Raw genomic sequence first — 13,339 nt, 5'->3', positions numbered from 1 at the left:
CGATCGTCAGGCGCTCAGCTCGACCCGGGACAGTACACCGTGTACTCCCACTGGGTGCCCTCTTCCGGACCGGTCACCCGCACGACGACGGAGGATTCGGTGCCCCGCGGCACGACGACCCGGGCGCTACCCGTGCCCTGGTTGCGATTGTCACCGACGTACCCGGTGTTGTGAATCAATTTGCCCTGGTAGAACACGCGGATCTCATCGGGCTGATCGAGCGTTTCGTACCGCAGCGTGAAGCGGGTGGGCCCCGGCCGGCCCAACACGTACCGCGTCTCCGTGACGCCCTGGCCTCCGGATCGCGTCTCCTCGTCACACTGCTGAACTCGCGGCGGCTGCACGCCTCCACCGATGCTCCCGACGAAGTCGAGATCCCGGAGATCCACACCGTCGAGGCTGCCGTAGTCGAGGTCGCGGGGATCCGCACCCTCGAGACTTCCGGAGTCGACCGACCCGGCCGGCTCCGCCCGTGCGTCCGGGGAGCCTGTCGTCACGCCGATCGCGCCTCCCACGATCAGAACGGGGATCAACAACGACCGTGCCATAACTCCTGCGCGCATGGATCTCCGTAGTTCGGTAGAGGGGTTCGCCCGACGCTATCGATCCGCACGAGTCGGCGGTATCCCCTCACCGGAGGAATCGCCACCGGTACTCGGACACAGCCGAGCCCATCGAACCCGCCTGCCTCACCCGTCGAGGTAGCGGTCGCGGAGGGCCTGCTGGTCCCGGACATCCAGGCCGAGCGCCTCGCCGAAGTAGCCCTCGATCCCGCCGTACCGCTTGTCCACCTCGTCGAACGCTGCGTCGAGGTAACCGGCGTCGACGCCCAGCACGCCGACGAGCAGTTCAGGATCGCCCCCCGCCGCGGCGAACCCGTCGAAGATGTGCTCGAGCGACGGGATCAGCCGCTCGTTGGTGAGGAGGTAGTCGCGGTAGACATCGTCCCTCGGAACCCCGAGCAGGGTCAGCAGAGATGCTGCCGCCCAACCGGTTCGATCCTTGCCGGTGGTGCAGTGCACCAGAGCGGGCGTCGACCCCGCGTCGAGCAGTCCGCGGAAGAACTCGGTGTAGGCGGCCGTCGCGCTGGGAAGGGTGATCATCTCGCGGTAGGTCCCGGAGATCATTTCGCGCGACTTGCCGCCGGACAGCATCTCGCCGGCCTCCGCGACGACGACGGGGTCGGCGAGCACCGCGCCGATGTTCGCCGGAATCGACATCTGTGCGTCGGCGAGCACGTCGAGAGCGATGTTCGACGCGCCGGGCAGAACCGGGTCCGGGATGGCTGCGCTCTCGTGCGCCGACCGGAGATCGTAGACGGTCGAGAGACCCAGAGCCTCCAGCGCGGGCACGTCGGCGGTGTCGAGGGCGGAGAAGTCCGTCGAACGGAACAGGACGCCGGATCGGACCGTCCGGCCGTCGGCGGTGCGCCAGCCGCCGAGATCGCGCAGGTTGGGCAGGCTCGGGATGGGGCTCGGCGCACCGGGGGTCGCAGTCACGGTCACATCGTGACAGATCTCGGGCCGCTCAGTCGGTGAGCGCGCGTTCGAGCATCGGCCACGACTTCACGAGCTGATCCTGCCAGTACGGCCAGGCGTGCGTACCGGGCGTGTAGTCGACGGTCGCGGGGATGCCGAGCTGGGTGAGCCGGCGGTCGAGATTGAGCGTGCACTGATGGGTGGCGGCCTCGATCGCGCCGCCGACCGCGATCTGATCGATGTAGATCGTGGTCTTGCCGTCGATTCCCTGGCTCTGCAACTGGTCGTGCGGTCCGGGGACACCCGTGCCGGTGCTGATGTAGATCGCCTTGCCGCGCAGCTTGTAGGCATTGACGACCGGGTCGTGGGCACGCCATCCCGGAGAGCCGACCGGCCCCCAGATGTTGGCGATGTCGCCACCGCCGCGGCCCTCGACGACCGCTCGGATGGCCAGCCGACCCAGGTTCGTGCTCGTCTCCGCGCATCCGCTGTAGGACGCGACGGCCCGGTAGAGCCGAGGTGCGGACTCGGCCAGACTCAACGACGATGTTCCCGCCATCGAGATCCCCGCGATCGCATTCACCCCGGTGGTCTTCAGCTTTTCGTCGATGAGCGGTGGTAATTCGCTGGTCAGAAAGGTTGTCCACTTGTTTCGCCCGAGCACCGGATCGACTTTCACCCAGTCGGTGTAATAGCTGTAGGCACCGCGCATCGGCACGACCACATTCACATTCTTGTCGGCGACGAAATCGACGATGTCGGTTTGCTCGAACCAGTGGCCGGTACCCTCCCCGCCACCCGCACCGTTCAGCAGATACAGCGTCGGACGGGGCTTCGATCGATCAGCGGGCACGAGCACGCGCACCGGGACATCTCGTTTCATCGAGGGCGAATGCACCGACAGGTCGAGCACCCGGCCGTCGGCCACTGCCCGGGCCAACGCCTGCGCCCGCGTCGACCCGCTTCCCGGTTCCGCAGACGCCAGTGACGGAATGGTCAGAGCGACAACGAGAGCAACGATCGAGACCGTCGTGGCGACCAGGCGTCGGCGGAGAGCACCATCCGCTGCGGACATCACAGTCCCTTCACATCACTACGACCGCGCCGTCGTCTCGACAACGGAATTCACACGTGCAGATATCGATCCGAATACGTTTCACCATACGCATCGGGCGGAAATGCGTCCGCGAATACACGGTCGGGCACACTTGCCGTTCACCTTCAGCACGAGCGCGGTATAGCCACGGTTGGAGTCATTTTCACGATGCCAAATCTCGCGTGACGGGAACATATCCCGTCTGAGCAGCCATTCTCGCTCCCGCGACGCCCATTTCGGATGTCCGCGATGTCGACTCCGCGCATTTCGGCCGGCTCGTGCACTGCCGGGCGTCACGATCATCCGCCCGAGATTCGGTCGATCGGACGACAGCGCTCAGCCCGGGATCACTCACTGCATCACTGCTACGGGAAACAGTGTGCGCGGGTTCTGTAGCAGTGCCGGCGGGGTGACCGACGTCCGCTCGAGCGTGCCGGTCCATCGGACGCGACGGCGGTGCGGGGTGAGCGTCGCGGCGCGCGTCGAGAACTCGTAGTCGCTGACCACCTGGCCCCGCGCCAGCACGTCCGGGTCGGCCGGGTCGACCACGGCGACCTGGTACCCCACCTTCAGGTCGGCGACGAAGGACGCGAGCACGCGCAGGTCCTTCCCCCGCCGACGCCCCGGGCTGCACTCTTTCAGCAGCGTCCGCAGGCTCGCCTCGGCGCCCGACGACGCGTCGGCATCGATGCCGGACTCGGTGCCGAACCCGACGATGCGTCGCCGCCGGAACTCGGTGTACTGGTCGTCGGACGTGGCGCGGACGATCCACACCGTGCGGGTCGGCTCGTCCAGGTCGTGGGTATCGGCGACCGGCGGATCGGGCCAGAAGTACGGCAGTTCGTCGTCGACGTCGTCGAACACGGAGCCGTAGAAGTCCGGCGCCTTGCGGAGCAGCGCGGAACGATGGCTGCGATGGAGCCGGTCGTCGCCCAGCCACGCGGGCATCAGGCCCTGCGCGGCCAGCTCGGACTGGGCCCGGCCCACCACGTCGGGCGCGAACTCGGCGATCATCGGCGCGGTGCTGTCCGCACGCCCTTCGCCGGTCCACACATCGACGAACGCGAGCCCGTACGCGACCAGCGCCGGGGTGTGCCCGCGCCACATCGTGACCGCGGGATGGCTGGACCAGCCGTAGTCGAACAATTCGAGCGCTCGCAGGATCTGCAACGTCTCCACCCGCTGCTTGCCGAGCCGCGCGGGGTCGAGGACCTCCGCGGAGCGCCGGAAATCCGGGTAGGGCAAGAACGTCTGCATGGCGGCTGCATACCCACCCGCTACCGATTTCGCACCGAAACTCTGCTCATGGTTGAAGCGGTCGATCAGCGACATCCCGGATTGAATCTGACGTCCTCGCCACTCGTCCACGACGCGACGACGGGCCGACGCCGTCCCCACCTGATTCTGGTGTGGGTGGTGGCGCTGGTCGCCATCGTCGGTGGCCAGGTCGTCGGAGCCGCGATCGCGAATGCGATCACCGGCTCGGGAATGGACGGCAGTGTGGCCGCCCAGTGGAACGAGGTGATCACCAACGGCATGACGCTGGTGGTCCTCTTCGCGTGGGTGGTGGCCTACGAACGACGTTCGATCCTGTCGGTCGGACTGCGGGACCGTCGCGGTCCGATCCGATTTCTCGTCGGAGCCGCATCCGGATTCGCGCTGTTCGGGATCGTGTTGCTGCTGCTCGTGGTGTTTGCCGGGTACGACGCCGACTCGGCGGCCGGCCACACCACGACCGGCACCGCAGCGGTAGGGATCGTCCTCTCCTTGATCCCGGTCTGGATCGTGCAGGCCTCGACCGAGGAGATCGCCGTCCGCGGTTACCTGCTGCAGTGGCACGGCCTCAGATTGACCAACGGATGGGCCGCGGTGATCCTGCCGTCGATCCTCTTCGCGGTCGTCCACCTCGATTTCCATCCGCTGGTGCTGGTCAACATCTTCTTGTTCGGCGTCTTGTTCTCGTTCCTGTCGCTCGGCTCGGGGTCGATCTGGTTGACGGCCGAGCTCCACGCGGCATGGAACATGGCGCAGGGCAACATCTTCGGCATCCTCGGCGACTCGAGCGCCCGAGATGTCACGGTCTTCACCTTCGCCTCGGACACCTCGGCATCGTCAGTGCTGACCGGAGGAGACTACGGTCCCGAGGGCAGCGCACTGACGACGATCGTGCTCACATTCGCTGTCGTCGCGTCATATCGCTACTACCGCCGGATGGAGGCGACACGCATCGGCGTGTCGGCAGCCGAGAACGACACCGTCAGTGGGTCCACCGACGCGCGCTGACTTCCCCGACCTGGTTTGCGCCCTCAGAAGGGTGGTGGGTTGGCGGCGTTCCACGCGTCGATTTCTCGGCGGTGGGTGGTGGTGCGGGTTTCGCGCTGGCCGGCGAGCTTGCTGCGGGCCGGATGGTCGGGGGGTCGGCCGGGGACGAGGTAGCCGAACAGGTCGCGGCCGTTGAAGGCGTTGCCGACGAAGGTGTGTCCGGTCGGGGACTGGAACCAGGCGGTCAGGTACTCGTCCTGGTAGTCCCGCCACATGCCGAAGGTCTTGATGCGGTGGTGGAACCGGCACAGCGGTTTGAGGTTGCGCTGGGTGGTCGCGCCACCGGCCTGGGGCGAGTGGTGGTCGAACGGGGTGGTGTGGTCGAGATCGGTGGTCCACACCGGCTGATTACAGCCGGGGAAGGTGCAGCACAACTCGCCGCAGCGCACCAGGTTCTGGAGTGTGCGGCTCGGGGTGTAGCGGGATTCGGCTTCCGCATCGGCGTGAATGCCGGTGGTGACGAAGGAACGACGGGCATCGGCGAGCAGTGAGCGCATGGTGTCGGCGTCGATGAGGCCGTGGCCGTCGAGGAAACCGGGGTCGTCGTCGACGCCGAGCAGAGTCGACAGGTTCACCACGACGTGGAACGTCGGCACCGGGGCGTGCGGATCGACCGTCACCGGGGCCGGTTCAGGCGTGGGTGTCGGTTCAAGCGCTTCCGTAATGGTGTCGTCGGATTTGATTGCTGCCGAAGGCCTTTCCATCTCCGGCTCGTTGACGGTGTCGTCGAGGTCGACCGGTTTGGGCACCGGAGCGCAGTGTCGGCAGCGGCACGGCAGGGTGTCGAGGTGGGCGGCGAGGGCGATCATCGCGTCGACGCGTCGCTGCCTTTTGTTGCGGGGGTCGTCGGGGTGCACGGAGGCGGCCATCGCGTCGAGTTGGGCGTTGAACGCGGCGGCGTCGGTGACCGGGAGGCTGCCGGTGATGCGGGCTTGGCCGGGCTGGAATCGGTCGGGTGCGATGGTGATGTGGCGATCGCGGGTGGCGCGCTCGCGGCGGCGGCGGACCGCGTCAGGGGCGTGTCTGGCGACGATCGCGTCGACCAGGGTGGTGAACTGGGTCGTCGACATCGGGGGGCGGGCCAGGATCGCCTCGGCCAGATGGGCATCGACGGTTTGCATGTCGCTGTCGGAGACGTAGTCGGTGCGTTTCATGGCGATGGTGAAGCGGCGTTGGTCTATCCGTCCGCAGGCCAGCGTGTTGCCGGTGAGCATGAGGCGGTAGCGCAGGACGTCTCCGGTGCGGATGAGGTCACGGGCTTGCGCGGCGGGGATCATCAGTGCCGCACCGAGTTCGGCGGTGGCTTGGTCGAAACCATCGGGCCCGTACTCGACGTAGGGGTCGATCCCGGCCGCGGCGTCGGCGGCGCGTCGATGCAGTTCGTCTGCCGACGAGGCTTGCCCGTCCCGGAGTTCGGTGCGGCGCAGCTGGTAGTCGAGTTCGCGTTCCTCGTGCAGCAAGCTTGCCGCGGTCAGGAGACGATAGGAGGCGGCGGAGGTGATCGACGCGCAGTGGGTGATGGGGGGTGTCAGATGGTCTGTGTAAGTCCAGTGCTCATCAGTGAGAGGACAATCTATGAGCATGGCGTTAGACGACAAACAGCAGAGCGACGACCAGCAGCTGTCTGAGCTGGCCGAGCCGCGTTCGACCGCGGAGGTAGCCGAGGCGCTGCAGGCCTCGGGCATGGTCGATGAGTTGCTGGCCCAGATTGATACCGGCCAGGTCCAGATCACCGGCGACGGCGGCCTGATTCCGGGTTTGATCAAACTCGCCCTCGAACGCGGTCTGAAGGCCGAGCTGACTGATCACCTCGGTTATGAGAAGGGCGATCCGGCCGGTCGGGAACTGCCCAACGCCCGCAACGGGTCGAGCCCGAAAACGGTGCAGTCCGAGGCCGGGCCGGTCGAGCTGAACGTCCCTCGAGACCGTGCCGGCACCTTCACCCCACGCCTGGTCCCGAAAGGCTCGCGCCGGCTCGGCGGCCTCGATGACATGATCATCTCGCTCTATGCCGGAGGCATGACGTTACGCGACATCCAGCATCACTTAGCCTCGACGATCGGCACAGATCTATCCCACGAGACGATCTCCAAGATCTGCGACGAGGTCCTCGACGCGGTCGATGAATGGCAGAACCGGCCGCTGGAAGCCTTGTATCCCGTCATCTACCTCGACGCCCTGGTGGTAAAAGTCAAAGACGGCGCTCACGTCCGAAACAAGCACGCCCACATCGCTATTGGCGTCGACATGACCGGCGTCAAGCACGTCCTGGGTATTTGGATACAAGCCGAGGAAGGCGCGAAGTTCTGGGCCGGGGTGTGTGCAAATCTGGCCAACCGCGGCGTACGTGACGTGCTCATCGTGTGCTGCGACGGGCTGACCGGATTCCCCGAGGCGATCGAGACGACCTGGCCACTGGCCACGGTGCAGACCTGCGTGGTGCATCTGATCCGCAACTCGATGCGGTTCGTGAACTACAAGGACCGCAAAGACGTGGCGCGGGCGATCAAACCGATATACACCGCCCCCGACGCCGAGACCGCCCGCCGCGAATGGGAGGCCTTCCGAGACTCCGAGTTAGGACTCAAATACCCGAGTGCGGCAGCAGCTTTCGATCGAGCGTGGGACCGGTTCATTCCGTTCTTGGCGTTCCCGCCCGAGCTCCGCAAGGTCATCTACACCACCAACTCGATCGAGTCGCTGAACTATCAGCTCCGCAAGGTCATCAAGAACCGGGGACACTTCCCCAACGACATCGCGGCGCGCAAACTGCTGTGGCTGGCGATCTGCGACATCGAGGACAAACGGGCCCGGCAACGCGAGAAGGAACGCGGCAAGCCCGCCGCCACCCGCAAAGCCCCCGGACGACTCGTCGAGGGCCAGGTCGTGACGAACTGGAAACAGGCCCTCGGGCAACTCGCCCTGGCCTACCCCGACCGCATCGAACCCCACCTCAACTAGACCCAACCAGCAACTACAGGAAACCCAGGAGTCACGGTCTTACACAGACATCTTGACAAGCTCGGGTGATGACGTCCACGAGTTCACCGGCGGACAAATCGGTATCGGAAAGCGCTGCAGAAAAGGAGAACTCGGCCTCGGGCCTTTCGCCCGAGGCACCTGCGCCCTCACCCCCGAACTGCATGACACCAAGATACGACCACCCACCGACAAGAATCCCCGACCGCGTCAGACGGTTCCGAAACTCATTCAGGCACTGGCTCCGAGGTGTCGGTTTCGGCCTCCGGCAGCGCGCACACACCATCGACGCAGACTGCCGCGTCAGCGTCCCCGACCATCTCGAAAGGCACGAGCGGTTCAGACACGATCGCCCGCCTCGGCGTGAACCTTGTCGAGAGCTTGCGTGAAGATCTCCGGCGCCTGCGCGCCGGAGACTCCGTACTTGCCGCTGATCACGAAGAAGGGCACTCCGCTGATTCCGTACGCGCGCGCCTGGTCGATGTCGGCCGCGACGGCCGGCGCGTAAGCGCCCGAGTCCAGCGCTGCGATGACCTCGTCGCGATCGAGGCCGATGTCCGCGGCCAGATCAGCGAGTTCGTCGGGACGGCCGACGTGACGACCCTCCTCGAAGTAGGCCTTGAACAACCGCTCCACCAGATCGAGTTGTCGGCCACGCTCTTTCGCGAAGTGCAGCGCCTCATGCGCCTTCAGGGTCTTGGTGTGCTGGAGGCTGTCGAAGTCGTAGTCGAGACCCACCTCGGCGGCGATCCCGGTCACCTGTTCGAGCATGCCCTCGACCTGCTGGGCAGGCATGCCCTTGTGCCGGACCAGGAAGTCGACCTCGGACCCGTCGAAGTCGACCGGCGTGTCGGGCGCGAGCTCGAAGCTGTGATACGTCACCTCGACGTCGTCACGCCCGGCGAACTCGGCGAGACCCGCCTCGAACTTGCGCTTGCCGATGTAGCACCACGGGCAGGCGATGTCGGACCAGATGTCGACGGTGATGGGAGCACTCATGGCCGTCTCAACACCGCACGGATCGAGAACGTTCCCGGGTTGGCTCAGCCGGCCGACCGCGGCGCCTCCAGCAGGTCGTCGAGATGCGCCCGCGACCAGTCGCACAGACCGTGGACAGTCGCGACGAGGTCCCGCCCGGCGTCCGTCAGGGTGTAGTCCACCCGCGGGTTCGCGCTGCGATGGTCGTGGCGGTGAATCAGTCCGTGCGCCTCGAGGTCGCGCAGGGTCTGGGTGAGCACCTTGTCGCTGATCGTCCCGATCGACCGTTTCAGCTCGCGGAACCGGCGAGGGCCCTGCCGTACCTCCTCCAGGACCGTCAGACCCCACTTCGTCGACACGACGGCGAACACCGATCGCGCAACCTGGCGTGCCTGCTCCTCGACGCCGACAGACGACACCGCGCCCCCGCTCACCTCGAAGTGCGTACTGCCGCTCATTCGCCTGGGCTCCTAGCGTGGGATCGATGCGAGTGCTGAAGACCTACGCCAGAGTATTCGTCGCCGACCTCGACGAGTCGCTGCCGCTGTACGAGCGCCTCGTCGGCGCATCGGCCGACCTACGGTTCGCCTTCGAGAAGGCCGAGCTCGCCGCGGTCGGCGACTTCCTCCTCATCGCGGGCGCCGACGACGACGTCGAGCCCTATCGGAACACCGTCGGCCCGGTCGTCGTCGACGGACTCGATGCACTCATCTCGCTGCTAGATGAGGCCCAGGTCCTCGGCGATTCCCGCAGTGCGACAGGACGGTTCGCCTATCTACGCCACCCCGACGGCGCCGTCGTCGAATATGTTCAGTGGTCGCCGGAGGTCGTCGAGTCGGTGTTCACAACGCCGAAGGCCGGCCACCCTTGCGGGTGACCGGCCTTCGGTTGTTGCTGTGTGAGTAGACGCAGGGATCTGATCAGGAGATCAGAAGCCTATCCCTGACGGAGTCAGGTCAGAATCCCATTCCGCCCATCTCGTCGCCGCCCGGCATGGCCGGGGCAGCGTTCTTCTCGGGCTTGTCGGCGACGACGGCCTCGGTGGTGAGGAACAGAGCCGCGATCGAGGCTGCGTTCTGCAGCGCCGAGCGGGTGACCTTCACCGGGTCGTTGATGCCGGCCTTGAGGAGGTCCTCGTACACACCGGTGGCGGCGTTGAGGCCGGTGCCGGTGGGCGAGTTCAGGACCTTGTCGGCGACGACGCCCGGCTCGAGCCCGGCGTTGATCGCGATCTGCTTGGCCGGAGCCGACAGCGCGACCTTGACGATGTTGGCGCCGGTGGCCTCGTCACCCTCGAGCGAGAGTGCGTCGATGGCCGGCTCCGACTGCAGCAGGGCCACGCCACCGCCGGCGACGATGCCCTCTTCGACAGCAGCCTTCGCGTTGCGGACGGCGTCCTCGATGCGGTGCTTGCGCTCCTTGAGCTCGACCTCGGTGGCCGCGCCCGCCTTGATGACCGCAACACCGCCGGCCAGCTTGGCCAGACGCTCCTGCAGCTTCTCACGGTCGTAGTCGGAGTCGCTGTTCTCGATCTCGCCGCGGATCTGCGCCACGCGACCGGCGATGGCGTCGGGATCGCCCGAGCCCTCGACGATGGTGGTCTCGTCCTTGGTCACGACGACCTTGCGTGCGGTACCGAGCAGCTCGACGCCCGCACCCTCGAGCGAGAGGCCGACCTCTTCGCTGATGACCTCGCCACCGGTGAGGATGGCGATGTCGGCCAGCATGGCCTTGCGGCGGTCACCGAAGCCCGGGGCCTTGACGGCGACGGACTTGAAGGTGCCCTTGAGCTTGTTGACGACGAGGGTCGACAGAGCTTCGCCCTCGACGTCCTCGGCGATGATCAGCAGCGGCTTGCCGGCCTGGATGACCTTCTCCAGCAGCGGCAGCAGGTCCTTGATGGTCGAGACCTTGCCCGAGACCAGCAGGATGTACGGGTCGTCGAGGACGGCTTCCTGGCGGTCGGCGTCGGTGACGAAGTAACCCGAGATGTAGCCCTTGTCGAAGCGCATGCCCTCGGTGAGCTCGAGCTGCAGGCCGAAGGTGTTGGACTCCTCGACCGTGATGACGCCTTCCTTGCCGACCTTGTCCATCGCCTCGGCGATGAGCTCGCCGATCGAGGGGTCGCCTGCCGAGATACCGGCGGTGGCAGCGATCTGCTCCTTGGTCTCGACCTCCTTGGCGCTCTTCAGCAGCGACTCGGTGACGGCCTCGACGGCCTTCTCGATGCCGCGCTTCAGACCCAGCGGGTTGGCGCCGGCAGCGACGTTGCGCAGACCCTCACGGACGAGAGCCTGGGCCAGAACGGTGGCGGTGGTGGTGCCGTCGCCCGCGACGTCGTCGGTCTTCTTGGCGACTTCCTTGACCAGCTCGGCGCCGATCTTCTCGTACGGGTCCTCCAGCTCGATCTCCTTGGCGATGGACACACCATCGTTGGTGATCGTGGGGGCGCCCCACTTCTTTTCCAGGACGACGTTGCGACCCTTGGGTCCCAACGTCACCTTGACGGCGTCGGCAAGGCTGTTGAGGCCCCGCTCGAGGCCGCGACGGGCCTCTTCGTCGAACGCAATTTGCTTGGCCATGGGTAAGTGATCCTCCGAAGGGGGTGACACTAGGTTCGTATGGCCGGAACTCGGTGCCCGCGACGGACGACCGGTGTGTCATTCGGTACCGGCCTCACCGTCCCGACCTGGCACTCACAGTCCGTGAGTGCCAACCTCGTTTTTAGCACTCGACCACTGCGAGTGCAAGGCTGCCGCCGGCGTCCGTTCGCCGGCATGGTCGAGCGCGGTACCCCTGGCTACGTTGGTGGCATGGCACTCGCGTCCAGGGCGTTCCGATTCGGCGTCAACATGCTCGCCGTCGACACCACTGCCTCATGGCGGTCTCGTGCACGTTCCGTCGAAGAGCTCGGATACGACGTCCTCCTCGTCCCCGACCATCTGGGCATCCCGAGCCCGTGGCCCGCGCTGGCGGTCGCGGCCACCGCGACCCAACGGCTGCGCGTGGGCCCGTTCGTCCTCAACGCCGCGTTCACCAATCCGGCGCTGCTCGCCCGCGACGTGGCCACCGTCGACCAACTGTCCGACGGCCGGGTGGAGGTCGGCCTCGGTACCGGGTACGTCCGGGCGGAGTTCGACGCAGCCGGGATCGAATTCCGGTCCGCGGGACGACGCGTCGACCATCTGGCGGTGACCGTCTCGCAGGTGACCGAACTCCTCGCCGACCGCGATCACCGGCCGCGTCCCGTGCAGCCGCGGGTACCGCTCCTGCTCGGCGGCAACGGCGACCGGGTGCTGCGGATGGCCGCCGAGCACGCGGACGTCGTCGGATTCACGGCGGCCCGGACGGGTCCCGACGGCGATCTGGAACCGCTGTCGGCAGCCGGCTTCGACGAACGGGTGGCGTTCGCCCGCGCCGCCGCAGGCGAACGCGCCCCGGACGTCGAATGGAATCTGCTGATGCAGATCGTCGAGGTGACCGACGACGCGACGACGGTGGCCGAGGAGCTGATCGCACGACACGAACTGTCGATGAGTGCCCAGGAGTTCATCGACCTGCCGTCGGTGCTCATCGGATCCGTCTCCGACATCGCCGCACGCCTCGTCGAACTCCGCGCCCGAACCGGCATCAGCTATCTCACCGTGCTCGAACCGGCACTCGAGACGTTCGCCCCGGTGATCTCGGAACTGCGTGCCGTCGACGCGTGAGCGCCGGCCCCGGCATCATTCAGCCCGCCGATCATCGTCGAACCCACCTGACGACGAGTGACCGATCCGGATAGGGTCGTCGGGTGGAATTCCTGCTGATCGTCATCGTGGCGCTGCTGGCGATCATCGCGGTGGTCGTCATCTTCAACTTCCTGGGCAATCGCAAGGCCCGCGAGGCCGAGCAGGACGCCCTGCGTGAGCGGACCTACCGGCCCGGCGACCCGTTCTCGTCGGCCGACGACGATTCCGTCTTCGGCGATCCCCGCGATCTGAAACCCGGCGACCTCGTCGAGCTGCGCGGTCAGACCTACGCGGTCCGCGGCACGCTGCGCCTGACGCAGGACGGGTACACCTGGACGGAGAACTTCCTGGACACCGGGGTCGGGTCGAAGGCCTGGATCTCGGTCGAGGACGATCCCGACCTCGAGGTGGTGCTGTGGCACGAGGTGCCCGGGGCGACCGTCACGCCGGGCGCCGACACCGTCGAACTCGAGGGTCGTCGATACCGGTCCGAGGAAGCGGGTTCCGCGCGCTTCACCTCCGCGGGCACCACCGGGGTCGCGGCGTCGGGCCGGATGGCCTACCACGATTACCAGGCCGGCCCCGACCGCCTGTCGTTCGAGGACTACGGCAGCGGCTGGGAGTGCGCTCGCGGCGAACTGCTGGCACGCGCGGACTACCGCATCTATCCCAGCAACCCGGCTCCGGAGACGCCCTGACGGCCCTCACCGCCGTCCACCCGACCCAGACGTCCTGAGCACGGAGATCGAAGCACG

At 66.7% G+C, this 13,339-nt stretch carries 13 protein-coding genes; 5 read left to right on the top strand and 8 right to left on the bottom strand.

Features of this window, described 5'->3' with window-relative positions; all coding sequences use genetic code 11:
* Positions 1–14 precede the first annotated feature (14 nt).
* From BCM27_RS03645 to BCM27_RS03630, 4 genes are all read right to left on the bottom strand, one after another.
* A complete protein-coding gene (locus BCM27_RS03645) occupies positions 15–563 on the bottom strand; it encodes a hypothetical protein (RefSeq protein WP_239450652.1) in 549 nt (182 codons plus the stop codon).
* A gap of 126 nt (positions 564–689) precedes the next feature.
* Entirely contained in the window at positions 690–1,499 is an 810-nt protein-coding gene (locus tag BCM27_RS03640) for a tyrosine-protein phosphatase (protein WP_033206603.1), read from the bottom strand.
* Positions 1,500–1,527: 28 nt separating this feature from the next.
* Positions 1,528–2,553, bottom strand: a complete 1,026-nt coding sequence (locus tag BCM27_RS03635; protein ID WP_004018997.1) for an alpha/beta hydrolase — start codon at positions 2,551–2,553, stop codon at positions 1,528–1,530.
* A 372-nt stretch (positions 2,554–2,925) separates the two neighbouring features.
* Positions 2,926–3,831, bottom strand: coding sequence for an MSMEG_6728 family protein (locus BCM27_RS03630; RefSeq protein WP_033206607.1), 906 nt, complete (start codon positions 3,829–3,831; stop codon positions 2,926–2,928).
* A gap of 48 nt (positions 3,832–3,879) precedes the next feature.
* Between BCM27_RS03630 and BCM27_RS03625 the strand changes: the two genes are divergently transcribed.
* Positions 3,880–4,857, top strand: a complete 978-nt coding sequence (locus BCM27_RS03625) for a CPBP family intramembrane glutamic endopeptidase (RefSeq protein WP_081486961.1) — start codon at positions 3,880–3,882, stop codon at positions 4,855–4,857.
* Between the two features lie 23 nt (positions 4,858–4,880).
* Here the strand turns inward: BCM27_RS03625 and BCM27_RS03620 are convergent, their stop codons facing one another.
* Complete coding sequence (locus BCM27_RS03620) at positions 4,881–6,356, bottom strand: HNH endonuclease signature motif containing protein (protein ID WP_239450651.1); 1,476 nt, start codon at positions 6,354–6,356, stop codon at positions 4,881–4,883.
* Between the two features lie 115 nt (positions 6,357–6,471).
* Here BCM27_RS03620 and BCM27_RS03615 point away from each other — a divergent pair, with 115 nt between their 5' ends.
* The gene (locus BCM27_RS03615) at positions 6,472–7,857 is read left to right on the top strand and encodes an IS256-like element ISGte1 family transposase (protein WP_004022858.1); all 1,386 of its coding nucleotides are present in this window, start codon (positions 6,472–6,474) and stop codon (positions 7,855–7,857) included.
* Positions 7,858–8,214: 357 nt separating this feature from the next.
* Here the strand turns inward: BCM27_RS03615 and BCM27_RS03610 are convergent, their stop codons facing one another.
* Together BCM27_RS03610 and BCM27_RS03605 are read right to left on the bottom strand one after the other, a co-directional pair.
* Complete coding sequence (locus tag BCM27_RS03610) at positions 8,215–8,874, bottom strand: DsbA family oxidoreductase (protein WP_004022857.1); 660 nt, start codon at positions 8,872–8,874, stop codon at positions 8,215–8,217.
* Positions 8,875–8,918: 44 nt separating this feature from the next.
* The gene (locus BCM27_RS03605) at positions 8,919–9,311 is read right to left on the bottom strand and encodes a winged helix-turn-helix transcriptional regulator (protein ID WP_004022856.1); all 393 of its coding nucleotides are present in this window, start codon (positions 9,309–9,311) and stop codon (positions 8,919–8,921) included.
* A 26-nt stretch (positions 9,312–9,337) separates the two neighbouring features.
* Here BCM27_RS03605 and BCM27_RS03600 point away from each other — a divergent pair, with 26 nt between their 5' ends.
* Positions 9,338–9,730 (top strand): hypothetical protein, encoded by a 393-nt coding sequence (locus BCM27_RS03600; RefSeq protein WP_004022855.1) that lies wholly within the window; start codon positions 9,338–9,340, stop codon positions 9,728–9,730.
* Between the two features lie 79 nt (positions 9,731–9,809).
* Here the strand turns inward: BCM27_RS03600 and groL are convergent, their stop codons facing one another.
* Positions 9,810–11,435: a chaperonin GroEL gene (gene groL / locus BCM27_RS03595; protein WP_004022854.1), complete on the bottom strand. Its 1,626-nt coding sequence runs from the start codon at positions 11,433–11,435 to the stop codon at positions 9,810–9,812.
* Positions 11,436–11,666: 231 nt separating this feature from the next.
* Between groL and BCM27_RS03590 the strand changes: the two genes are divergently transcribed.
* The gene (locus tag BCM27_RS03590) at positions 11,667–12,563 is read left to right on the top strand and encodes a TIGR03621 family F420-dependent LLM class oxidoreductase (protein ID WP_033206149.1); all 897 of its coding nucleotides are present in this window, start codon (positions 11,667–11,669) and stop codon (positions 12,561–12,563) included.
* Between the two features lie 83 nt (positions 12,564–12,646).
* Positions 12,647–13,282, top strand: a complete 636-nt coding sequence (locus tag BCM27_RS03585) for a DUF4178 domain-containing protein (RefSeq protein ID WP_004022852.1) — start codon at positions 12,647–12,649, stop codon at positions 13,280–13,282.
* Positions 13,283–13,339: the final 57 nt, after the last annotated feature.

This window comes from Gordonia terrae, from assembly GCF_001698225.1.
In the GTDB taxonomy this organism is placed as follows: Bacteria; Actinomycetota; Actinomycetes; order Mycobacteriales; family Mycobacteriaceae; genus Gordonia; species Gordonia terrae.
Note: the sequence above shows the minus strand (reverse complement) of the source record. Positions and strands in the feature narration are given on the sequence as shown.

Excerpts from the sequence above, each read along its gene's own strand:
- BCM27_RS03645 (WP_239450652.1), bottom strand. The coding sequence starts at position 563 with ATGCGCGCAGGAGTTATGGCACGGTCGTTGTTGATCCCCGTTCTGATC.
- BCM27_RS03635 (WP_004018997.1), bottom strand. The coding sequence starts at position 2,553 with ATGTCCGCAGCGGATGGTGCTCTCCGCCGACGCCTGGTCGCCACGACG.
- BCM27_RS03630 (WP_033206607.1), bottom strand. The coding sequence starts at position 3,831 with ATGCAGACGTTCTTGCCCTACCCGGATTTCCGGCGCTCCGCGGAGGTC.
- BCM27_RS03625 (WP_081486961.1), top strand. The coding sequence starts at position 3,880 with ATGGTTGAAGCGGTCGATCAGCGACATCCCGGATTGAATCTGACGTCC.
- BCM27_RS03615 (WP_004022858.1), top strand. The coding sequence starts at position 6,472 with ATGAGCATGGCGTTAGACGACAAACAGCAGAGCGACGACCAGCAGCTG.
- BCM27_RS03610 (WP_004022857.1), bottom strand. The coding sequence starts at position 8,874 with ATGAGTGCTCCCATCACCGTCGACATCTGGTCCGACATCGCCTGCCCG.
- BCM27_RS03605 (WP_004022856.1), bottom strand. The coding sequence starts at position 9,311 with ATGAGCGGCAGTACGCACTTCGAGGTGAGCGGGGGCGCGGTGTCGTCT.
- BCM27_RS03600 (WP_004022855.1), top strand. The coding sequence starts at position 9,338 with ATGCGAGTGCTGAAGACCTACGCCAGAGTATTCGTCGCCGACCTCGAC.
- groL (WP_004022854.1), bottom strand. The coding sequence starts at position 11,435 with ATGGCCAAGCAAATTGCGTTCGACGAAGAGGCCCGTCGCGGCCTCGAG.
- BCM27_RS03590 (WP_033206149.1), top strand. The coding sequence starts at position 11,667 with ATGGCACTCGCGTCCAGGGCGTTCCGATTCGGCGTCAACATGCTCGCC.